General features: G+C 57.3%; 14 protein-coding genes, 1 tRNA gene and 3 rRNA genes. 6 read left to right on the forward strand and 12 right to left on the reverse strand.

Features of this window, described 5'->3' with window-relative positions; genetic code table 11:
* The first annotated feature begins 81 nt into the window (after nt 1-81).
* Nucleotides 82-1494 (forward strand): aminotransferase-like domain-containing protein, encoded by a 1413-nt coding sequence (locus LGM20_RS22420; RefSeq protein ID WP_023291829.1) that lies wholly within the window; start codon nt 82-84, stop codon nt 1492-1494.
* A gap of 71 nt (nt 1495-1565) precedes the next feature.
* Here LGM20_RS22420 and fosA read toward each other — a convergent pair whose 3' ends face one another.
* Together fosA and LGM20_RS22430 are read right to left on the reverse strand one after the other, a co-directional pair.
* Nucleotides 1566-1985 (reverse strand): FosA5 family fosfomycin resistance glutathione transferase, encoded by a 420-nt coding sequence (fosA, locus tag LGM20_RS22425; protein WP_044525272.1) that lies wholly within the window; start codon nt 1983-1985, stop codon nt 1566-1568.
* Nucleotides 1979-2887: a LysR family transcriptional regulator gene (locus LGM20_RS22430; protein WP_044525271.1), complete on the reverse strand. Its 909-nt coding sequence runs from the start codon at nt 2885-2887 to the stop codon at nt 1979-1981. Before LGM20_RS22430 ends, fosA begins: the two co-directional genes overlap by 7 nt.
* An 86-nt stretch (nt 2888-2973) precedes the next feature.
* Here LGM20_RS22430 and LGM20_RS22435 point away from each other — a divergent pair, with 86 nt between their 5' ends.
* Entirely contained in the window at nt 2974-3756 is a 783-nt protein-coding gene (locus LGM20_RS22435) for an NAD(P)H-dependent oxidoreductase (protein WP_044525270.1), read from the forward strand.
* A 41-nt stretch (nt 3757-3797) separates the two neighbouring features.
* Here the strand turns inward: LGM20_RS22435 and LGM20_RS22440 are convergent, their stop codons facing one another.
* The 4 genes from LGM20_RS22440 to LGM20_RS22455 are packed head-to-tail and all read right to left on the reverse strand — an operon-like array spanning nt 3798 to nt 8233.
* The gene (locus tag LGM20_RS22440) at nt 3798-4754 is read right to left on the reverse strand and encodes an ABC transporter permease (protein WP_023291825.1); all 957 of its coding nucleotides are present in this window, start codon (nt 4752-4754) and stop codon (nt 3798-3800) included.
* Nucleotides 4751-5722: an ABC transporter permease gene (locus LGM20_RS22445; protein WP_044525269.1), complete on the reverse strand. Its 972-nt coding sequence runs from the start codon at nt 5720-5722 to the stop codon at nt 4751-4753. The genes LGM20_RS22440 and LGM20_RS22445 overlap by 4 nt, the downstream gene beginning before the upstream one ends.
* Nucleotides 5715-7199, reverse strand: coding sequence for a sugar ABC transporter ATP-binding protein (locus LGM20_RS22450; RefSeq protein ID WP_044525268.1), 1485 nt, complete (start codon nt 7197-7199; stop codon nt 5715-5717). The genes LGM20_RS22445 and LGM20_RS22450 overlap by 8 nt, the downstream gene beginning before the upstream one ends.
* 50 nt (nt 7200-7249) lie before the next feature.
* The gene (locus LGM20_RS22455; RefSeq protein WP_023291822.1) at nt 7250-8233 is read right to left on the reverse strand and encodes an autoinducer 2 ABC transporter substrate-binding protein; all 984 of its coding nucleotides are present in this window, start codon (nt 8231-8233) and stop codon (nt 7250-7252) included.
* A 500-nt stretch (nt 8234-8733) separates the two neighbouring features.
* Between LGM20_RS22455 and trpS the strand changes: the two genes are divergently transcribed.
* From trpS to LGM20_RS22475, 4 genes are all read left to right on the forward strand, one after another.
* Nucleotides 8734-9741 (forward strand): tryptophan--tRNA ligase, encoded by a 1008-nt coding sequence (trpS, locus tag LGM20_RS22460; RefSeq protein WP_044525267.1) that lies wholly within the window; start codon nt 8734-8736, stop codon nt 9739-9741.
* A gap of 305 nt (nt 9742-10046) precedes the next feature.
* Entirely contained in the window at nt 10047-11114 is a 1068-nt protein-coding gene (locus LGM20_RS22465) for an HlyD family secretion protein (RefSeq protein ID WP_044525266.1), read from the forward strand.
* Nucleotides 11111-13855 (forward strand): ribosome-associated ATPase/putative transporter RbbA, encoded by a 2745-nt coding sequence (rbbA, locus tag LGM20_RS22470; RefSeq protein ID WP_044525265.1) that lies wholly within the window; start codon nt 11111-11113, stop codon nt 13853-13855. The genes LGM20_RS22465 and rbbA overlap by 4 nt, the downstream gene beginning before the upstream one ends.
* Nucleotides 13855-14979, forward strand: coding sequence for an ABC transporter permease (locus LGM20_RS22475; protein WP_044525264.1), 1125 nt, complete (start codon nt 13855-13857; stop codon nt 14977-14979). Before rbbA ends, LGM20_RS22475 begins: the two co-directional genes overlap by 1 nt.
* 41 nt (nt 14980-15020) lie before the next feature.
* On the opposite strand, the gene LGM20_RS22480 is transcribed toward LGM20_RS22475, so the two are convergent.
* The 6 genes from LGM20_RS22480 to LGM20_RS22505 form a co-directional block, all read right to left on the reverse strand.
* Entirely contained in the window at nt 15021-15338 is a 318-nt protein-coding gene (locus tag LGM20_RS22480) for a hypothetical protein (protein ID WP_004204117.1), read from the reverse strand.
* A gap of 322 nt (nt 15339-15660) precedes the next feature.
* Nucleotides 15661-15813 (reverse strand): DUF2574 family protein, encoded by a 153-nt coding sequence (locus tag LGM20_RS26650; RefSeq protein WP_369707877.1) that lies wholly within the window; start codon nt 15811-15813, stop codon nt 15661-15663.
* Between the two features lie 428 nt (nt 15814-16241).
* Nucleotides 16242-16357, reverse strand: a 5S ribosomal RNA gene (rrf, locus tag LGM20_RS22490).
* A 98-nt stretch (nt 16358-16455) separates the two neighbouring features.
* Nucleotides 16456-19357, reverse strand: a 23S ribosomal RNA gene (locus tag LGM20_RS22495).
* Nucleotides 19358-19535: 178 nt separating this feature from the next.
* Nucleotides 19536-19611: transfer RNA gene (locus LGM20_RS22500), tRNA-Glu, on the reverse strand.
* 85 nt (nt 19612-19696) lie between these two features.
* Nucleotides 19697-21236 (reverse strand): 16S ribosomal RNA (locus LGM20_RS22505).
* Together the 16S, 23S and 5S rRNA genes with 1 tRNA gene alongside form the textbook arrangement of a ribosomal RNA operon.
* Between the last annotated feature and the right edge of the window lie 547 nt (nt 21237-21783).

The raw sequence follows: 21783 nt of genomic DNA on the forward strand, positions 1-21783 counted from the left end.
GCTAAAACGTACAGCAGACCCCACTTTTTACGGCCATCTGTACTGGTTATTCCATCTGTATGGCGGCAATTAAGGATACACATGACCCGCTATCAACATCTCGCGACGCTGCTGGCCGAACGCATTGAACAGGGCCTGTATCGCCACGGCGAAAAACTGCCGTCGGTGCGCAGCCTGAGCCAGGAGCACGGCGTCAGCATCAGCACCGTCCAGCAGGCCTATCAGCTGCTAGAGCAGCAGCAGATGATTGTGCCGCAGCCGCGATCGGGCTATTTCGTCGCCCCCCGCAAGGCCCAGCCGCCGGTGCCGCCGATGTCGCGCCCGGTGCAGCGCCCGGTGGAGATCACCCAGTGGGATCAGGTGCTGACCATGCTCGACGCCCGCTACGATAAAACGATCATCCCCTTCGGCGGCGGCTCGCCGGACGTGACGCAGCCAAGCCTGAAGCCCATCTGGCGCGAACTGAGCCGGGCGATCCAGCACAACCTCACTGAGGTGTTGAACTATGACGAACTGGCCGGGCGCCGCGAGCTGCGGGAGCAGATCGCCCGCCTGATGCTCGACGGCGGATCGGTGGTGACTGCCGACGATCTGGTGCTCACCAGCGGCTGCCACAGCGCGCTGTCGCTGGCCCTGCTGTCGGTGTGCCAGCCTGGGGACATCATCGCCGTGGAATCCCCCTGCTACTACGGCACCATGCAGATGCTGCGCGGACTGGGATTAAAGACGATTGAGATCCCCACCGATCCGGAAACCGGGATCAGCATCGAGGCCCTGGAGCTGGCGCTGGATCAGTGGCCGATCAAAGGGGTGATCCTGGTGCCGAACTGCAACAACCCGCTGGGCTTTATCATGCCGGACGCTCGCAAGCGCGCAGTGCTGAACCTGGCCCAGCGCCACGATATCGTTATTTTCGAGGATGATATCTACGGCGAGCTGGCCACCGAGTACCCGCGCCCGCGCACCATTCACTCCTGGGATATCGACGGCCGGGTGATGCTCTGCAGCTCCTTTACCAAAACCATCGCCCCCGGCCTGCGCATCGGCTGGATCGCCCCCGGTCGCTACTACGACAAGCTGCTACAGATGAAGTACGCCGCCAGCGGCACCAACGTCCCCTCCACTCAGCTGGCGGCCTGTAACTTTATTCGCGAAGGCCACTACCACCGCCACGTGCGGCGGATGCGGCAGATCTATCAGCGCAATATGGAGATCTATACCTGCTGGCTGCGGGAATTTTTCCCCTGCGGGATCTGCGTCACCCGGCCGAAGGGGGGTTTTATGCTGTGGGTGGAGCTGCCGGAGCAGGTGGATATGGTCTGTGTCGCCAAACAGCTGTGCCGGCTGAAGATCCAGGTCGCGCCGGGCTCGCTGTTTTCCGCGGCGGGCAAGTATCGCAACTGCGTCAGGATCAACTGCGCCCTGCCGCCGACCGAGAAACATAAAGCGGTGATGGTGAAGCTGGGAGAAGCGGTGAAGGTGGCGATGGAGTGAAGTGCAACCTGTTCTCCCCGGTGGCGCTGCGCTTACCGGGGCTACGGATGATCCCGCGTCAGCAAAGCGCTTCACTGGTCAAAAAACACCATCCCCCTATACGGCTGTTCGCGGCAGGCGGCCAGACGCTGGGCGAGGCTACCGACGTGCAGCTCCAGCTTATGGCCGTCGGGGTCGAGGAAGTAGTGCGAGGCGCCTTCGCTGCGGTTCAGCTTCCACACCGCCACGCCGGCAACCTCAAGGCGAGCGGCGAAGCAGGCGAAATCGGCTTCGCTGATGCTAAACGCATAATGGGTGTAATCGCTCTCCTCCGGCGGGGTGATGCGCCGCTGCGGATCCAGCGACAGGCATAGCCACAGATCGCCGCAGGAGAGATAGGCGCCGCTCTCCCAGCGGGCGTGCAGCGTCATACCCAGCAGCTGCTGATAAAACGCCACGCTCGGCGCCAGCTGGCTGACCGCCAGGGTCAGGTGATTCAGTCCGCTCAGCATGTCTGTTCCTCCAGTGAATTCACAATGAACTGGCGCAGCCATTGATGCGCCGGGTCGCGGTGCCAGCGCTCGTGCCACAGCATCAGCATCTCAAAGCCGGCGACCGCCAGCGGCGGCTCGACGACCGCCAGCCCGCTCTGCCCGCGCACCAGCCGCTCCGGCAGCATCGCCACCAAATCGCTGTTGCGCAGAGTCTCCAGCATAAACAGGAAATGTGGCACGGAAAGGACAACCCGCCGCGCCAGGCCAAGATTCGCCAGCGCGGTATCGGTCGCCGCGCTGAAGCCGCCCCCATCCGGGGAGACGATCGCTTGCTCCAGCTGACAGAACGTTTCCAGACTCAACCCTTGCCCCAGCGCCGGATGCCCGGCCCGACCCGCCAGCACGTAGCGTTCGCGAAACAGCAGGCGTTGATGCAGCCCCGGCGGCGCGCCCTCGCGGGTATGGAAGCAGAGATCTACTGTATCGCTGGCTGCCTGCTGCTCCAGCCGCGCCGGCTGTAGCTCGAACACCGCCAGCCGACTGCCGGGAGAGGCCAGGCGTAGCCTGCCCAGCATCGGCAGGAGGATCGCCGAGGCCATATAGTCCGTCGCTGCCACCCGCCAGGTCTCCGCCGCCGTCGCCGGATCAAAAGGGCTGACCGGCGCCACCGCCTGCTCCAGCGCGGCTAACGCGGCGCGCAGCGGCTGGCGAAGCTCATCGGCGCGGGCGGTGGGCTGCATGCCGCGCGGGCCCGGCATCAGCAGCGGGTCGGCAAACATCTCCCGTAACCTGGCGAGCTGAATACTCACCGACGGCTGCGACAGATTCAGCCGCTGCGCCGCCCGGGTGACGTTGTTTTCACTGAGCAGCACGTCGAGCGTGCGCAGCAGATTGAGATCCAGACGATGTAAATTAATCACAGCTATACCTGGGATTGAAGTAATTAATTTCTACTATAGCGCCAACTTTCCTACTCTGCAGATCTTCCCACTTCAGAGGTGATGTTATGAAAGTACTGCTGATTTACGCCCATCCGGAACCGCGCTCCCTCAATGGCGGACTCAAAGATTTCGCCATCCGTCATCTGCAGCAGGCCGGTCATGAAGTCCAGGTGTCCGATCTCTACGCCATGCGCTGGAAGGCCGAGTATGACGCCGACGACAGCGGCGCGCCGCCGGTCGGCGAGTTCTGGCGTCCTACCCTTGATTCAAAACTGGCCTTTTCGCAAGGAACTCAAAGCGCGGATATCGCAGCCGAGCAGGAAAAGCTGCTATGGGCCGATACGGTGATTTTTCAGTTCCCGCTGTGGTGGTTCTCGATGCCGGCGATCATGAAAGGCTGGATCGATCGGGTATATGCCTGGGGTTTTGCCTATGGCGTCGGCGAGCACAGCGACCGCCACTGGGGCGATCGCTATGGGGAAGGCACCTTCGTCGGCAAGCGGGCAATGCTGATCGTCACCGCCGGCGGCTGGGCGGAACACTATTCACCGCGCGGGATCAATGGCCCCATCGACGACATCCTGTTCCCCATTCAGCACGGTATGCTGTTCTACCCCGGCTTCGAGGTGCTTCCGCCGCTGGTGTTCTACCGCACGGACAAAACCGATGCCGCGCAGTTCGCCGACCAGTGCGCCACCCTGGCCGGGCGGCTGGACACGCTGTGGCAAACTGAGCCCATTCCATTTCGCCGGCAAAATCATGGCGACTATCTGATCCCATCGCTGACGCTGCGCCCGGAGCTGGCGCCGGGGCAAAGCGGCCTGGCGGTGCATCTGCGTAGCGAGTAGCAGACAAACGCTGCCCGTCTTCGCCACCGAGGATGGGTAGTTTATCCGACTCTCTCCAGCCCCAGCATGCCTCGCGCCTGGATAAAGCACAGCAGCAATACCCCCCACAGCGCCATCGTCAGATAGGGGCTGATACCGAGGATATTGAACCCACTCTCAATGATCTGCAGCAGGAACAGCGCTAGCACCATCCCGACGATGCGCCCGCTGCCGCCATCCGGATTCACGCCGCCAAGCACCGCCGCGAGGATCGACACCAACAGATACGATTCTCCATAAGACGCTTTGGCTGAGTTCAGCTTCGACATCATCAGAAACGCGGCCACAGCGCAGAGCAGGGCCGAGATGACATATACCCACATCAACACCCGTCGGGTATTGATCCCGGAATAATGGGTCGCCCGCTCGTTGGATCCGATCAACATGATCGCCCGACCCAGCGGGCTTTTCTCCAGCAGCACCCACAGCCCGATCGCCACCACCGCAAAAAGCCACATTGGTAGCGGAATACCAAACCACTGGGCATGATTCAGCCACAGTACCCACTGAGGATAGTTAGCGATGGCGCTGCCGCCGGTGATCAAAATATTTATCCCTTTGAGCAGGGTCATCATACCGAGGGTAGCCAGGATCGGCGAAACACGGATCCCGGCGATCAGTATCCCGTTGCACAGGCCAATGATCATCGCCGCCCCTCCGCCGGCCAGCAGCGTCGCCAGCGCAGTGGCGGCACCCGGTGGATAGCTTGTCGCTACCCAGGCCATCACCAGCGAGCAGGCATTGGCGGTCGCGATAATTGACAGATTAATGCCGCCGCAAAGCATGGTCATTGCCATCGCCAGCGCCAGGATCCCCAACACCGGCATTTGCGAGGCAATCGACTGGAAATTAGTGACAGACCAGAAGATGTTTGGCATGGCAATGCTAAAGGCGATAACCGTCAGCAGCAGCAGGCCGATCAGGTAAAACTCAACGTTATTGCGCCATGATTTTTTCATAACAAGCTCCGGTTCTGATGCTGGCTCCAGGCCGTTACGCTGATACTGACGACGATGATCGCCCCGGTAATCAGGGTCTGCCAGTAGGAGGAGACCCCCAGCAGGTTCAGGCCGTTCTGCATCACCGCCAGTAAAATCACCCCCAGCAGCGTACCGGTGAGGGATCCGCGCCCGCCAATCAGGCTGGTACCGCCCAGCACCACCGCGGCCAGCACCGTCAGCTCATAGCCCAGCAATGAATCCGGCGCGACAGTCATCACTGTCCATGCCTGCACGACACCTGCGGCCCCCGACATCAGCCCCATATAGCCATAAACGAACAACTGCAGGCGGAGCACACTGAAGCCGACGCGGCTGGCGGATTCCCGGTTGCCGCCCATGGCATAGATCTTGCGGCCAACGGTGGTGAAATTCATGATAAACGCGGTCAACAACACCACCGCTATCATCGTCAGCAGCGGCAGCCCCAGGCCGTAATCGTAACCATCGGCATCGGTGTATTTGAACAGCATGACCCCCTTTTCAAACCACGGGGGGAAGTCATAGAGCCAGACACCTTTGCTTAACCACAGCAGCAAACCGTAGAAAATATTGAGCGTGGAAATGGTGATAATGATCGAGGGGACCCGCAGACGATTGACCAACAGCGCGTTAACCAGCCCCAGTAGCACGCCGATACCGCCGGCAAGCACAAAGGCCACCGCGAAGTTGCCGCCCACTTTTTGCAGCATCACTACCATGCCGTACTGGGCGATAATGGTCATGGCCGGGAAGGAGATATCAATCCCGCCGGCGATCAGCACCACGAACAGGCCACAGGCGAGGATAGTCAGCATCGCGTAGTTATTAGCGAGGTCGTAAATATTACCGAAAGTGAAAAATTCCTCACTGCGCCAGCCCAGCATCAGGCACAGCGCGATAATAAACATACCTAACCAGAATTCATGTTGTTTCAACAGATTAGCCATTAACCACCTCCGCTATCTGCTGTTGGTTACTGCTGTCCGGCAGGAAGCTATGCGTCAATTCGCCCTGCTTCATCACCAGGATGCGATGACTCTGGTACCACGCCTCTTCGATCTCGTCACAAATCATCAGCACGGCGATGCCATGGGCAGCCAAATCGCTGATGATATGATAGATCCCGGCTTTGTTTGCGATATCCACCCCCACCGTCGGGCTATCAAGGATCAGCAGCTTAGGGGCGATCGCCAGCCATTTGGCGATAGAGACGCGTTGGGCATTGCCGCCGGAGAGGGTATTCACCGGCAAATGCGTATCCGGCGCTTTAATGGTCAACGCGTTGACCATTCTCGCGACCAGTTGCTGAGCTTTACTGTCACTCAATAGTCCGCAAGTGCCTTTCACTTTATGAAACACCGTGCTGATGATGTTATTTTCAATCGACTGACTCATCACCAGGCCGCGTGACATACGGTCCTCAGAGACATAGCCGATACCGTGGCGGATAGCGTCCTGATTGCTACGCAACCGCACCGGTTGGCCATTTATCAGGATCTCGCCGCTGTCGGGGCGGGTCATGCCGAAAAGGCTCAGGCACAACTCTGTTCGCCCCGCACCCAGCAGGCCGACTATCGACACCACTTCTCCGGCTTCGACCTTCAGAGAGACGTTGTGATATTCCCCCTTACGGCTGAGATTGCGCACTTCCAGTACCGGCGTGCTGCCCTTCCCTTGCCACAGGTCGCGCACCTGATAATCAAACTCCTGGCCCGTCATCAGAAAACCGAGTCGCCGAGTAGTCACCTCTGCCGCCGGTAAGGTACCGACCAGATTGCCATCCTTCAGCACGCTGATGCGATCCGATACGGCCATGACCTCTTCCAGACGGTGGCTAACAAAGACGATGCAGATCCCCCTCTCACGTAGCTGGCGCACGACATTCAGTAGCCCCTCCACTTCCTGATGGGTCAATGAGGCCGTGGGTTCATCCATAATGATAAGCTGGGCGTCCTGCGCCAGCGCGCGGCAGATCGCCACCAGCTGGCAGCGGGCGATGGAGAGCGACTCAACGGTGGCATCAAGCGGCAGCGAGACGTTAATACTCCGCATCGCCTGCTCCGCACTGCGCCGCAGTTCGCTGCGCTTTACCAGCACGCCGCGGTGATAGTGGTTGATGGCAATGTTCTCCCACACGCTGAGATTGGGAAACAGCGACAGATCCTGATAAATCACCTGGATCCCATGGGCGACAGAGGCCGCAGGCGTCAGTCTGGGCCACGTCTTGCCGCCCAGCTCCATCGCCGCGCCCTCATCCGGGCGATAGACGCCGGAGATAATTTTGATCAACGTCGACTTCCCGCAACCGTTCTGCCCGGCCAGGCAGTGTACTTCCCCGGGCATAAAATCGATGCTGATATCATTGAGCGCGCGGTTGGCGTGGAAGGTTTTGCTGACGTGACGAAGGGAAAGGAAAGGTTCCATAACATCCCCTGGCAGGTTAAGCCGGGGCGCCAGGCGCCCCGGAAGATGGATTAGTAGAGCGAATCAATATTGTCTTTATTTACCAGCAGCACTTTATGGAAGCGGATAATATGCTTGTCGCTATCGACATCCGCTTTACCGAGCTCTTTCAGTTCAAATCCTGGCTCAATGGATTTGCCGTTCAGCAGGGTGCTGGCGACGGCCGCGAGGGCATAGCCGGCTGTCGCCGGATCGTAGGTAATGCCTTCTGTAATATCACCACTCTTAATGAGGGAGGCCGCCTGCGATGGGATCATCATCCCGTAGACCGCAACTTTGTTTTTCGCACGCTTCTCTTTCACCGCGCGCCCCGCGCCAATCGGACCATTCGAACCAAAAGAGACCACCGCTTTCAAATCCGGGTAAGTTTTCATTAGATCGAGCGTGGTACGGCGGGAATCATCAACACTTTCCGCTACCGGCATGCGGCGGGTGACTTCATGCATGTCCGGATAATGCTCTTTTTGGTATTTCACCAGCAGATCGGCCCACAGGTTGTGCTGCGGTACCGTAAGACTACCTACATAGATAACGTAGCCGCCTTTGCCACCCATCCGCTTGGCCATATGCTCCACATATTCAGCGGCGAACTTCTCGTTATCGATGATCTCCACATCCCAGTTGGCGCTCGGCTGCCCGGGCGATTCGTTGGTCAGCACGACGATGCCGGCGTCACGGGCTTTTTTGAATACCGGCTCCAGCACGTTGGCATCGTTAGGCACGATAGTGATGGCATCCACTTTACGTGCAATCAGGTCCTCAATAATTTTCACCTGCTGCGGCGCGTCGGTGCTGGACGGCCCAACCTGAGAGGCGTTGAGGTTAAACTCTTTCCCAGCCTGGACTACCCCTTCTCCCATCCGGTTAAACCATGGCATGCCATCTACTTTTGAAATATTGACTACCGTTTTTTCCGCCGCATATACCGGCGCGGAAATAAGCGCAGCCCCCAACAGCAAGGATGAAAAAATATTAACGACCAGACGTTTATGCATAATAATTAGCCTCAATACGTTGTAGTCAGACAGGGGTATGACGCAAAATGGAAAAAAGATATAAATAGTAATAATGTTAATAATTTAGAAGAGAATAAACACAAGCAGTAACAGCAGACAGGTAATATCCAGCTATAAATATGGATAATAATACTATAATCCTGTGACGTGAGCTTTTTCACAAAAAGCCTGCAACATACTTTATTGTTCCATAATAATTATCAGGTCTATGAGAAAACCTATTTTCCCGTCTGGTCATTTACCGCAAAACAACAAAAAAATAATACCAGAAAAATCATATGGTTTTTGATTGCGCTCTTGGCCTATTCCGTGGCAGGATAAAAAGATGAACAGAAACGCGATCGTAACCTATCCCCGCCGTTGGTGGCTGCCTGCATAACAGGCGGCACGATACACGTTTCCATTTTCAAAGCCGCCGGAAGGCGGCTTTGGTGTTTTCAGGACGTCTTTCGGCTGAACAGTCTGATAAGGAGTTCCTGATGAACCATCCGCAAACCATCCTCACTGGCGACCGCCCCACCGGCCAGCTACATCTTGGCCACTTCGTCGGCTCGCTGCGCCAGCGCGTCGCGCTGCAGCACGACCACCAGCAGTTTATCCTTATCGCCGACCTGCAAGGGCTCACTGACAACGGCAGCAACCCGCAAAAAATCAGCCATCATATTCTCGAAGTGATGGCCGATTATCTGGCCGTCGGCATTGACCCCAGGCTCACCACGCTCTGCCTGCAGTCCGCCCTGCCCGCGCTGGCGGAGCTCAGCGCGCTGTATATGAATATCGTCACCGTCGCCCGCGTGGAACGTAATCCGACGGTCAAAAATGAGATTGCCCAGAAGGGATTCGCCCGTTCGCTGCCGGTGGGCTTTCTCGCCTATCCGATTAGCCAGGCGGCCGATATCACCGCCTTCAAAGCCGAACTGGTGCCAGTGGGCGACGATCAGCTACCGATGATTGAGCAGACCAACGAGATCGTCCACAAGATGAATAGCCTCACCGGCGAACCGGTGCTGCGCCACTGCAAGGCGCTACTCAGCGAAGTGAGCCGCCTGCCGGGCGTCGACGGCAACGCCAAAATGTCGAAATCGCTGGGCAATACGCTGACGTTATCGGCCAGTGAAGAGGAGATCCACCGCGCGGTCAGCGCGATGTATACCGACCCAACGCACCTGAGAGTCAGCGATCCGGGCCATGTCGACGGCAACGTGGTGTTCACCTATCTCGACGCTTTCCATAGCGATAAGGCGCGGGTGGCTGAGATGAAAGCCCACTATCAGCGCGGCGGGCTGGGGGATCGCCAGTGTAAGAATGAACTGGAAACCTGCCTGCAGGCGCTCCTGGCGCCGATCCGCGAACGGCGGGCCACCTTTATTCAGGATAAAGGGATGCTGCTGGAATTGTTGCGTCAGGGCAGCGAGCGCGCCCACCAGTTGACGCAGCAGACGCTGCATGAAGTGAAACGAGGTCTGGGGCTGCCGGTCCTGTTCTGAGGTGATGAAAGGTTTCCGGTAGTGGATATTTTGTTAACGCGTCGACAAGACCCTGCCTTTAGTGTGGACAACACCGCCGCGGATGTTACTATCACGTTAACGGTAGCTCTCACTATGCGTGTTTCATTAAGGCCAGGATCGCTGATGATGACCACATAAGTAGTACAGCGTTCGGCTGCGCATCGACGCGGTAGAGCGCTGCGTCAGCGGCCCTTCCCCACTCATTCGTCCTTCGCAAGGAGGACGCTCCGCCCGTCGGAGAAGACACGCGTATCACTTCGCACAGGGAATCAAGCGAGTCGCGTATGGACAAAATAAAGAAACGTTGGACAGGGTATTTTGTCGGCTTACTGGTGGTACTCGCCGCCGCTGCATGGTGGCTGCTGCGCCCGCCGGGCCTCCCGGAGGGTTTTGCCAGTAGCAACGGACGAATCGAAGCCACCGAGGTGGATATTGCCAGCAAAATCGCCGGGCGTATCGACACCATTCTGGTCAAAGAGGGTCAGTTCGTGCACCAGGGAGAGGTGCTGGCGAGAATGGATACCCGTGTACTGAACGAGCAGCGTCTTGAAGCCGCCGCGCAAATCAAGGAAGCGGAAAGCGCGGTCCTGGCCGCCAGAGCCTTGCTCGATCAGCGGCAAAGTGAAATGCGCGCCAGCGAAGCGGTAGTGAAGCAGCGTCAGGCGGAGCTCGACTCCACGGCGAAACGTCACGTCCGCTCGCACACTCTCTCCCAGCGCGGCGCCGTCTCCGCTCAGCAACTGGATGACGATCGCGCCGCGGCGGAGAGCGCTCGCGCGGCGCTGGAGTCGGCGAAAGCCCAGGTCTCTGCCGCCCGCGCCGCCATCGAGGCCGCCCGCACCAGTATTATTCAGGCGCAAACCCGCGTCGAAGCCGCCCAGGCGACCGAGCGGCGGATCCTCGCCGATATTGACGATAGCGAGCTGAAAGCCCCCCGCGACGGCCGTATTCAGTATCGCGTCGCCGAGCCCGGCGAAGTGCTGGCCGCCGGTGGTCGGGTGCTGAATATGGTCGATCTCGCCGACGTCTATATGACTTTCTTTCTGCCCACCGAACAGGCAGGTCTGCTGGCGCTCGGCAGCGAAGCGCGCTTGATCCTCGATGCCGCTCCGGATCTGGTGATCCCGGCCAATATCAGCTTTGTCGCCAGCGTCGCCCAGTTCACGCCGAAAACGGTGGAGACCCGCGACGAGCGTCTCAAACTGATGTTCCGCGTCAAAGCGCGCATCCCGCCGGAGCTGCTGGCGCAGCACCTGGAGTATGTCAAAACCGGTCTGCCCGGCATGGCCTACGTGCGGCTGGATAACCAGCAGTCCTGGCCTGAAGCCCTGACGGTGAGGTTGCCGCAATGATACTGACGCCACAGGATACCTCGCCCCCCGTCGCCCGGCTGGACAACGTTGGCCAGCGCTTCGGCATCACCGTGGCGCTGCGGGATATCAGTCTGGCGATCCCGGCGCGGCGCATGGTCGGCCTGATTGGCCCGGACGGCGTCGGCAAATCGAGCCTGCTCTCTCTCATCGCCGGGGCGCGGGCCATTGAGCAGGGTAACGTGATGGTGCTCGGCGGGGATATGCGCGACGTTCATCACCGCCGCGAGGTGTGCCCGAAGATTGCCTGGATGCCGCAGGGGCTGGGGAAAAACCTCTATCACACCCTTTCGGTGTATGAAAACGTCGACTTCTTCGCCCGCCTGTTTGGCCACGATAAAGCCGAACGCGAATCTCGTATCAACGAGCTGCTGCAGAGCACCGGGCTGGCGCCGTTTCGCGATCGCCCGGCGGGTAAGCTCTCCGGCGGGATGAAGCAAAAGCTGGGGCTCTGTTGCGCCCTTATCCACGACCCGCAGCTGCTGATCCTCGATGAACCCACCACCGGCGTCGACCCGCTTTCCCGGGCGCAGTTCTGGGAGCTTATCGACAGCATTCGTCAGCGCCAGCCGGAGATGAGCGTGCTGGTGGCCACCGCCTACATGGAAGAGGCTGAGCGCTTTGACTGGCTGGTGGCGATGAACGCCGGCGAGGTGCTGGCGACCGGTACCGCTACGGAGCTGAAAGCGCAGACCGGCAGTCAGACGCTGGAGCAGGCGTTTATCGCCCTGCTGCCGGAAGCGCAGCGCCAGGCGCATAAGGCAGTGGTAATCCCGCCGCGCGACGACCGCGAGGAAGAGATCGCCATCGAAGCCCGTGGGCTGACCATGCGCTTTGGCGACTTCGTCGCCGTCGACCACGTTAACTTCCGCATCGCCCGCGGTGAAATCTTCGGCTTCCTCGGCTCCAACGGCTGCGGCAAATCCACCACCATGAAGATGCTCACCGGCCTGCTGCCCGCCAGCGAAGGCGAAGCCTGGCTGTTCGGCCAGCCGGTCGACCCGAAAGATATCGCCACCCGCCAGCGGGTGGGCTATATGTCGCAGGCTTTCTCGCTCTATAGCGAACTGACCGTCCGGCAAAACCTCGAACTGCACGCCCGCCTGTTTCATATTCCGGACGGCGAGATCCCCGGTCGGGTGGCGGAAATGAGCGAGCGCTTCATGCTCAGCGAAGTGGAAGACGCCCTGCCCACCGCCCTGCCGCTGGGCATCCGTCAGCGTCTGTCGCTGGCGGTGGCGGTCATCCATCGCCCGGAAATGCTGATCCTCGACGAACCCACCTCCGGGGTCGATCCGGTGGCACGGGATATGTTCTGGCAGCTGATGGTCGACCTCGCGCGTCAGGATCGGGTGACCATTTTTATCTCCACCCACTTTATGAATGAGGCAGAACGCTGCGACCGCATCTCGCTGATGCACGCCGGCAAGGTGCTGGCCAGCGATACGCCGCAGGCGCTGGTCGAGCAGCGCGGTGCCGCCAGCCTCGAAGAGGCGTTTATCGCCTGGCTCCAGGAGGCGCAGCCAACCGCCGCAGCTCCTGAGGAACCTGCGCCTGCTGCAGCATCCCATCCAGAACGCGCGGCCCCGCGCCAGGCCTTCAGTCTGCAACGGCTGTTCAGCTACAGCCGCCGCGAGGCGCTTGAGCTGCGCCGCGATCCGGTGCGCTCGACGCTGGCGCTGCTGGGAACGGTGATCCTGATGTTTATCATGGGCTATGGGATCAGCATGGACGTCGAGGATCTGCGCTTTGCGGTACTCGACCGCGATCAAACACTGAGCAGTCAGGGCTGGTCGCAGAATATCGCTGGCTCACGCTACTTTATCGAACAGGCGCCGCTGCGCAGTTACGATGAGCTCGACCGGCGGATGCGCGACGGCGAGCTGGCGGTGGCGATAGAGATCCCGCCGAACTTTGGCCGCGATATCGCCCGCGGCACGCCGGTGCAAATCGGTGTCTGGGTGGATGGCGCAATGCCAAACCGCGCGGAAACGGTACGCGGCTACGTGCAGGCCATGCATCTGGCCTGGCTGCAGGAGATGGCTGCCCGGCAGAGCAGTCCGCAGCGCGCTACCTCTCTCATCTCCATTGAGACCCGCTATCGCTATAACCCGGACGTGAAGAGCCTGCCGGCCATCGTCCCGGCGGTGATCCCGCTGCTGCTGATGATGATCCCGGCGATGCTCAGCGCCCTGAGCGTGGTACGCGAGAAGGAGCTCGGGTCGATCATCAACCTGTACGTGACGCCGACCACCCGCAGCGAATTCCTGCTCGGCAAGCAGGTGCCTTACATCGTACTGGGAATGTTTAACTTCTTTTTGCTGTGCGCGCTGTCGGTCTTCGTCTTTGGCGTATCACATAAGGGCAGCTTCCTGACGCTGAGCCTGGCGGCTCTGCTCTATGTCACCATCGCCACCGGACTGGGACTGCTGATCTCAACCTTTATGAAGAGCCAAATCGCCGCCATCTTCGGCACCGCCATCATTACGCTCATCCCGGCGACCCAGTTCTCCGGGATGATCGATCCGGTGGCGTCGCTGGAAGGCCCCGGGCGCTGGATTGGACAAATCTACCCGACCAGCCACTTCCTGACTATCGCCCGCGGCACCTTCTCCAAGGCGCTGAATCTCAGCGATTTGTGGGGCTCCTTTATTCCCCTACTGATTGCGGTGCCGCTGGTGCTCGGGCTGAGCGTGTTGCTGCTGAAGAAACAGGAGGGGTGATGCGCGGATTACGTAATATTTATAACCTCGGCGTCAAAGAGCTGCGCAGCCTGCTGGGTGATAAAGCGATGCTGGCGCTGATCGTGTTTGCTTTTACCGTGTCGGTGTACTCCTCAGCTACGGTGATGCCCGGCTCGCTGCACCTGGCGCCGATTGCGGTTGCCGATATGGATAAGTCGCAGCTCTCTTCACGCATCATTAACGCTTTCTACCGCCCCTGGTTTCTCGAACCGGAGCTGATCACCGCCAATGAGATGGACGCCGGCCTGGATGCCGGGCGCTACACTTTCGCCATCAATATTCCGCCAAATTTCCAGCGCGATGTGCTGGCCGGCCGCCAGCCGGAAGTGCAGGTCAACGTCGACGCCACGCGCATGAGCCAGGCCTTTACCGGCAACGGCTATATCCAGAATATTATTAACGGCGAAGTAAACGGCTTCATTGCCCGCTATCGGGAGAACAGCGTGCTGCCGGTAGAGCTGGCGGTAAGAATGCGCTTTAACCCTAACCTGGAACAGGAGCGCTTTGGCGCGGTGATGGCGATCATCAACAACATCACCATGCTGGCTATTGTCCTCACCGGCTCGGCGCTGATCCGCGAGCGCGAGCACGGTACCATCGAGCATCTGCTGGTGATGCCGGTTACGCCGTTTGAGATCATGATGGCCAAGATCTGGTCGATGGGGCTGGTGGTATTGGTGGTCTCCGGGCTGTCGCTGCTGCTGATGGTTCAGGGGATTTTGCAGGTGCCCATTGAGGGGTCGATTCCACTGTTTATGCTGGGGGTGGCGCTCAGCCTGTTCGCCACCACCTCGATCGGCATTTTTATGGGCACCCTCGCCCGCTCGATGCCGCAGCTGGGGCTGCTGATGATCCTGGTGCTGCTGCCGCTGCAGATGCTCTCTGGCGGCTCCACGCCGCGTGAAAGTATGCCGCAGCTGGTCCAGGATATCATGTTGACCATGCCGACCACCCACTTCGTCAGTCTGGCGCAGGCGATTCTGTACCGCGGCGCCAGCTTCAGTATCGTCTGGCCGCAGTTCTTAACCTTGCTGGCTATCGGAGCGGTGTTCTTTACTATCGCCCTGCTGCGTTTTCGCAAAACGATTGGTCAGATGGCGTAAGGGCTTAAGAAGGGCCGTCGACTCCCGGCGGCCCGAATGGTTTATTTGTGGCGATTCATAAAGTGGCGAAGACCCCAGGTGAAGGCCATCGCCATGCTGAAGAGAATGAACAGCAGCACCACCCAGCTGATGGAGATGCGCAGCAGCGTGCCGGGGGTCATAAACGGCTGCAGATAGACAGTGAAGGACTGGGCGGGTGATTTCCCCAGCAGTTCATACAGGTTATCCGTCAGCCACACGCCGACCCGGCAGAACAGCCAGATTATCGCTGGCCAGCAGAGCAGCACCAGAAAGGTAAAGCGCTCCTGAAGGTAGGTGAAGAGCCGGCGCAACGGCGACCAGTTAAGCAGGATTTTCATTTCTATTCTCATATTGCCAGCCGATAACCAGAGCAGATAGCGCAAGGTACGTCGGACAGCATCCATACAGGCAATCATCCCTCTTTGTATATCAAATTTGCTGTCATATAAACCAGATCAAGTTAACAAAGTGTTAATGATATGGCGCATCAAGCCCAAAAACCGGCAAGATGCATACCCATTGTTGCAATAAATGGGGAGTGAAGTCCTCAGCGGCGGAAATAATTTCGTAATTTCGCTAACGTGTTAATATTCCGAAAGAAGAAGCAGCGCTATTATTTCGCAGAGCACAAGATAATAGCGCTGAAATAGCGAGAGATATTTAATCGTAGCCACTGATAATTATTTTTCGACTCGTATCATTGGATAAATTCACGGTACGAGCGACCACACCACGCGCGTAATTCTCAGTATTTTGCGAGTCAAAAAGATAGGTATTTTTCCCGCAGCGTTGCAGAGGTTGTTTATTCACCATACCCGTGTTGCAGGTTTCTGACACCACCCGCCCGGAGAGCGTCAGCCTGGCGGATTAGCGAAGCAGTTGCAGGACTTCAGGCGATATTTTTCCCTGAGTCAGTGCTGCATATCTTGTCCGCGCCACAGGGGCGTAGCCCCATGTCAGATCCGTAGCCCCGGTAAGCGCAGCGCCACCGGGGAGGCATGCCGGCACCCTCCCCGGAGGACAAAAACGCAAAAAAGCTCAGTCTTTCGACTGAGCTTTCTGCTTTATTTGATGCCTGGCAGTTTATGGCGGGCGTCCTGCCCGCCACCCTCCGGGCCGTTGCTGCGCAACGTTCAAATCCGCTCCCGGCGGATTTGTCCTCCTCCGGAGAGCGCTCACCGACAGACAACAGACAAAACAAAAGGCCCAGTCTTTCGACTGAGCCTTTCGTTTTATTTGATGCCTGGCAGTTCCCTACTCTCACATGGGGAGACCCCACACTACCATCGGCGCTACGGCGTTTCACTTCTGAGTTCGGCATGGGGTCAGGTGGGACCACCGCGCTAGTGCCGCCAGGCAAATTCTGTTTTATCAACACGTCCTGCGGACGCATCGACTAATCTGTATCGAAGCTGAAAATCTTCTCTCAATCCGCCAAAACATCTTCGGCGTTGTAAGGTTAAGCCTCACGGTTCATTAGTACCGGTTAGCTCAACGCATCGCTGCGCTTACACACCCGGCCTATCAACGTCGTCGTCTTCAACGTTCCTTCAGGAGACTTATAGTCTCAGGGAGAACTCATCTCGGGGCAAGTTTCGTGCTTAGATGCTTTCAGCACTTATCTCTTCCGCATTTAGCTACCGGGCAGTGCCATTGGCATGACAACCCGAACACCAGTGATGCGTCCACTCCGGTCCTCTCGTACTAGGAGCAGCCCCCCTCAATTCTCCAGCGCCCACGGCAGATAGGGACCGAACTGTCTCACGACGTTCTAAACCCAGCTCGCGTACCACTTTAAATGGCGAACAGCCATACCCTTGGGACCTACTTCAGCCCCAGGATGTGATGAGCCGACATCGAGGTGCCAAACACCGCCGTCGATATGAACTCTTGGGCGGTATCAGCCTGTTATCCCCGGAGTACCTTTTATCCGTTGAGCGATGGCCCTTCCATTCAGAACCACCGGATCACTATGACCTGCTTTCGCACCTGCTCGCGCCGTCACGCTCGCAGTCAAGCTAGCTTATGCCATTGCACTAACCTCCTGATGTCCGACCAGGATTAGCTAACCTTCGTGCTCCTCCGTTACGCTTTGGGAGGAGACCGCCCCAGTCAAACTACCCACCAGACACTGTCCGCAACCCCGATTAGGGGCCCACGTTAGAACATCAAACATTAAAGGGTGGTATTTCAAGGTTGGCTCCACGCAGACTGGCGTCCACGCTTCAAAGCCTCCCACCTATCCTACACATCAAGGCTCAATGTTCAGTGTCAAGCTATAGTAAAGGTTCACGGGGTCTTTCCGTCTTGCCGCGGGTACACTGCATCTTCACAGCGAGTTCAATTTCACTGAGTCTCGGGTGGAGACAGCCTGGCCATCATTACGCCATTCGTGCAGGTCGGAACTTACCCGACAAGGAATTTCGCTACCTTAGGACCGTTATAGTTACGGCCGCCGTTTACCGGGGCTTCGATCAAGAGCTTCTCCTTACGGATAACCCCATCAATTAACCTTCCGGCACCGGGCAGGCGTCACACCGTATACGTCCACTTTCGTGTTTGCACAGTGCTGTGTTTTTAATAAACAGTTGCAGCCAGCTGGTATCTTCGACTGGTCTCAGCTCCATCCGCAGGGACTTCACCTACACACCAGCGTGCCTTCTCCCGAAGTTACGGCACCATTTTGCCTAGTTCCTTCACCCGAGTTCTCTCAAGCGCCTTGGTATTCTCTACCTGACCACCTGTGTCGGTTTGGGGTACGATTTGATGTTACCTGATGCTTAGAGGCTTTTCCTGGAAGCAGGGCATTTGTTACTTCAGCACCGTAGTGCCTCGTCATCACACCTCAGCCTTGATTATCCGGATTTGCCTGGATAACCAGCCTACATGCTTAAACCGGGACAACCGTCGCCCGGCTAACATAGCCTTCTCCGTCCCCCCTTCGCAGTAACACCAAGTACAGGAATATTAACCTGTTTCCCATCGACTACGCCTTTCGGCCTCGCCTTAGGGGTCGACTCACCCTGCCCCGATTAACGTTGGACAGGAACCCTTGGTCTTCCGGCGAGCGGGCTTTTCACCCGCTTTATCGTTACTTATGTCAGCATTCGCACTTCTGATACCTCCAGCAACCCTCACAGGCCACCTTCGCAGGCTTACAGAACGCTCCCCTACCCAACAACACATCGTGTCGCTGCCGCAGCTTCGGTGCATGGTTTAGCCCCGTTACATCTTCCGCGCAGGCCGACTCGACCAGTGAGCTATTACGCTTTCTTTAAATGATGGCTGCTTCTAAGCCAACATCCTGGCTGTCTGTGCCTTCCCACATCGTTTCCCACTTAACCATGACTTTGGGACCTTAGCTGGCGGTCTGGGTTGTTTCCCTCTTCACGACGGACGTTAGCACCCGCCGTGTGTCTCCCGTGATAACATTCTTCGGTATTCGTAGTTTGCATCGGGTTGGTAAGTCGGGATGACCCCCTAGCCGAAACAGTGCTCTACCCCCGAAGATGAGTTCACGAGGCGCTACCTAAATAGCTTTCGGGGAGAACCAGCTATCTCCCGGTTTGATTGGCCTTTCACCCCCAGCCACAAGTCATCCGCTAATTTTTCAACATTAGTCGGTTCGGTCCTCCAGTTAGTGTTACCCAACCTTCAACCTGCCCATGGCTAGATCACCGGGTTTCGGGTCTATACCCTGCAACTTAACGCCCAGTTAAGACTCGGTTTCCCTGCGGCTCCCCTATACGGTTAACCTTGCTACAGAATATAAGTCGCTGACCCATTATACAAAAGGTACGCAGTCACACCCGAAGGTGCTCCCACTGCTTGTACGTACACGGTTTCAGGTTCTTTTTCACTCCCCTCGCCGGGGTTCTTTTCGCCTTTCCCTCACGGTACTGGTTCACTATCGGTCAGTCAGGAGTATTTAGCCTTGGAGGATGGTCCCCCCATATTCAGACAGGATACCACGTGTCCCGCCCTACTCTTCGAGTTCACAGCCTGTGCATTTTGGTGTACGGGACTATCACCCTGTACCGTCGGACTTTCCAGACCGTTCCACTAACACACAAGCTGATTCAGACTCTGGGCTGCTCCCCGTTCGCTCGCCGCTACTGGGGGAATCTCGGTTGATTTCTTTTCCTCGGGGTACTTAGATGTTTCAGTTCCCCCGGTTCGCCTCGTTAACCTATGTATTCAGTTAACGATAGTGCAACGAATTGCACTGGGTTTCCCCATTCGGACATCGCCGGTTATAACGGTTCATATCACCTTACCGACGCTTTTCGCAGATTAGCACGTCCTTCATCGCCTCTGACTGCCAGGGCATCCACCGTGTACGCTTAGTCGCTTAACCTCACAACCCGAAGATGTCTTCAGATTGCGAAAATTTGAGAGACTCGAACACACATTAACTGTGTGTCGTTTCAATTTTCAGCTTGATCCAGATTTTTAAAGAGCAAATATCTCAAACGTCACCCGAAGATGAGTTTTGAGATATATCGGCACGCGTCTTTCACTCACGAACCAGCAAGTGGCGTCCCCTAGGGGATTCGAACCCCTGTTACCGCCGTGAAAGGGCGGTGTCCTGGGCCTCTAGACGAAGGGGACACTGAAGTCTCAATCGCAAGACGCCTTGCTTCTCTACTTTCATCAGACAATCTGTGTGAGCACTACAAAGGCAGGTTCTTTAAGGTAAGGAGGTGATCCAACCGCAGGTTCCCCTACGGTTACCTTGTTACGACTTCACCCCAGTCATGAATCACAAAGTGGTAAGCGCCCTCCCGAAGGTTAAGCTACCTACTTCTTTTGCAACCCACTCCCATGGTGTGACGGGCGGTGTGTACAAGGCCCGGGAACGTATTCACCGTAGCATTCTGATCTACGATTACTAGCGATTCCGACTTCATGGAGTCGAGTTGCAGACTCCAATCCGGACTACGACATACTTTATGAGGTCCGCTTGCTCTCGCGAGGTCGCTTCTCTTTGTATATGCCATTGTAGCACGTGTGTAGCCCTGGTCGTAAGGGCCATGATGACTTGACGTCATCCCCACCTTCCTCCAGTTTATCACTGGCAGTCTCCTTTGAGTTCCCGGCCTAACCGCTGGCAACAAAGGATAAGGGTTGCGCTCGTTGCGGGACTTAACCCAACATTTCACAACACGAGCTGACGACAGCCATGCAGCACCTGTCTCACAGTTCCCGAAGGCACCTAAGCATCTCTGCTAAGTTCTGTGGATGTCAAGACCAGGTAAGGTTCTTCGCGTTGCATCGAATTAAACCACATGCTCCACCGCTTGTGCGGGCCCCCGTCAATTCATTTGAGTTTTAACCTTGCGGCCGTACTCCCCAGGCGGTCGATTTAACGCGTTAGCTCCGGAAGCCACGCCTCAAGGGCACAACCTCCAAATCGACATCGTTTACGGCGTGGACTACCAGGGTATCTAATCCTGTTTGCTCCCCACGCTTTCGCACCTGAGCGTCAGTCTTTGTCCAGGGGGCCGCCTTCGCCACCGGTATTCCTCCAGATCTCTACGCATTTCACCGCTACACCTGGAATTCTACCCCCCTCTACAAGACTCTAGCCTGCCAGTTTCGAATGCAGTTCCCAGGTTGAGCCCGGGGATTTCACATCCGACTTGACAGACCGCCTGCGTGCGCTTTACGCCCAGTAATTCCGATTAACGCTTGCACCCTCCGTATTACCGCGGCTGCTGGCACGGAGTTAGCCGGTGCTTCTTCTGCGGGTAACGTCAATCAACAAGGTTATTAACCTTATCGCCTTCCTCCCCGCTGAAAGTGCTTTACAACCCGAAGGCCTTCTTCACACACGCGGCATGGCTGCATCAGGCTTGCGCCCATTGTGCAATATTCCCCACTGCTGCCTCCCGTAGGAGTCTGGACCGTGTCTCAGTTCCAGTGTGGCTGGTCATCCTCTCAGACCAGCTAGGGATCGTCGCCTAGGTGAGCCGTTACCCCACCTACTAGCTAATCCCATCTGGGCACATCTGATGGCATGAGGCCCGAAGGTCCCCCACTTTGGTCTTGCGACGTTATGCGGTATTAGCTACCGTTTCCAGTAGTTATCCCCCTCCATCAGGCAGTTTCCCAGACATTACTCACCCGTCCGCCGCTCGTCACCCGAGAGCAAGCTCTCTGTGCTACCGCTCGACTTGCATGTGTTAGGCCTGCCGCCAGCGTTCAATCTGAGCCATGATCAAACTCTTCAATTTAAGTTTGATGCTCAAAGAATTAAACTTCGTAATGAATTACGTGTTCACTCTTGAGACTTGGTATTCATTTTTCGTCCGAGGACGTTAAGAATCCATGTCACTTTGAGTGCCCACACAGATTGTCTGATAAATTGTTAAAGAGCAGTTGCGACGCGCTTTAGCGCTCTGTCGCGAGGTGGCGTATATTACGCTTTCCTCTTTCAGAGTCAACCCGTTTTTCAGGATTTTTCTCTTCAACCGAACCGGCTGTTTGTGTGAAGTGATTCACATCTGCCGTGTCAGTGGGAGCGCATTATAGGGAGTTCGCCGGAAGTAGCAAGGGTTAAAATAGAAAAATCTTATCGACCGCTCATTATTTGAACTTTTCGCATATTCCTCTTCCTACCATTAAAGCCGCCATCCCAGTGTTCATGCGGCCTGCAGCGTAGTTAACGCGAAAATTGGTTTTTGGCAAAAATGTGGTTTTTCTCTCTTACCCAACGCCATTATCGCGCCGATGGTGAATTAAGCGCCACTCTTGACCCACGACAAAGCGCCCGCCCAGCCC

The sequence above is a fragment of the Klebsiella quasipneumoniae subsp. quasipneumoniae genome (genome assembly GCF_020525925.1).
In the GTDB taxonomy this organism is placed as follows: Bacteria; Pseudomonadota; Gammaproteobacteria; order Enterobacterales; family Enterobacteriaceae; genus Klebsiella; species Klebsiella quasipneumoniae.

Excerpts from the sequence above, each read along its gene's own strand:
- LGM20_RS22475 (WP_044525264.1), top strand. The coding sequence starts at position 13,855 with ATGCGCGGATTACGTAATATTTATAACCTCGGCGTCAAAGAGCTGCGC.
- LGM20_RS22465 (WP_044525266.1), top strand. The coding sequence starts at position 10,047 with ATGGACAAAATAAAGAAACGTTGGACAGGGTATTTTGTCGGCTTACTG.
- rbbA (WP_044525265.1), top strand. The coding sequence starts at position 11,111 with ATGATACTGACGCCACAGGATACCTCGCCCCCCGTCGCCCGGCTGGAC.
- LGM20_RS22435 (WP_044525270.1), top strand. The coding sequence starts at position 2,974 with ATGAAAGTACTGCTGATTTACGCCCATCCGGAACCGCGCTCCCTCAAT.
- LGM20_RS26650 (WP_369707877.1), bottom strand. The coding sequence starts at position 15,813 with ATGGTGAATAAACAACCTCTGCAACGCTGCGGGAAAAATACCTATCTT.
- LGM20_RS22445 (WP_044525269.1), bottom strand. The coding sequence starts at position 5,722 with ATGGCTAATCTGTTGAAACAACATGAATTCTGGTTAGGTATGTTTATT.
- trpS (WP_044525267.1), top strand. The coding sequence starts at position 8,734 with ATGAACCATCCGCAAACCATCCTCACTGGCGACCGCCCCACCGGCCAG.
- LGM20_RS22450 (WP_044525268.1), bottom strand. The coding sequence starts at position 7,199 with ATGGAACCTTTCCTTTCCCTTCGTCACGTCAGCAAAACCTTCCACGCC.
- LGM20_RS22440 (WP_023291825.1), bottom strand. The coding sequence starts at position 4,754 with ATGAAAAAATCATGGCGCAATAACGTTGAGTTTTACCTGATCGGCCTG.
- LGM20_RS22420 (WP_023291829.1), top strand. The coding sequence starts at position 82 with ATGACCCGCTATCAACATCTCGCGACGCTGCTGGCCGAACGCATTGAA.
- fosA (WP_044525272.1), bottom strand. The coding sequence starts at position 1,985 with ATGCTGAGCGGACTGAATCACCTGACCCTGGCGGTCAGCCAGCTGGCG.
- LGM20_RS22455 (WP_023291822.1), bottom strand. The coding sequence starts at position 8,233 with ATGCATAAACGTCTGGTCGTTAATATTTTTTCATCCTTGCTGTTGGGG.
- LGM20_RS22480 (WP_004204117.1), bottom strand. The coding sequence starts at position 15,338 with ATGAAAATCCTGCTTAACTGGTCGCCGTTGCGCCGGCTCTTCACCTAC.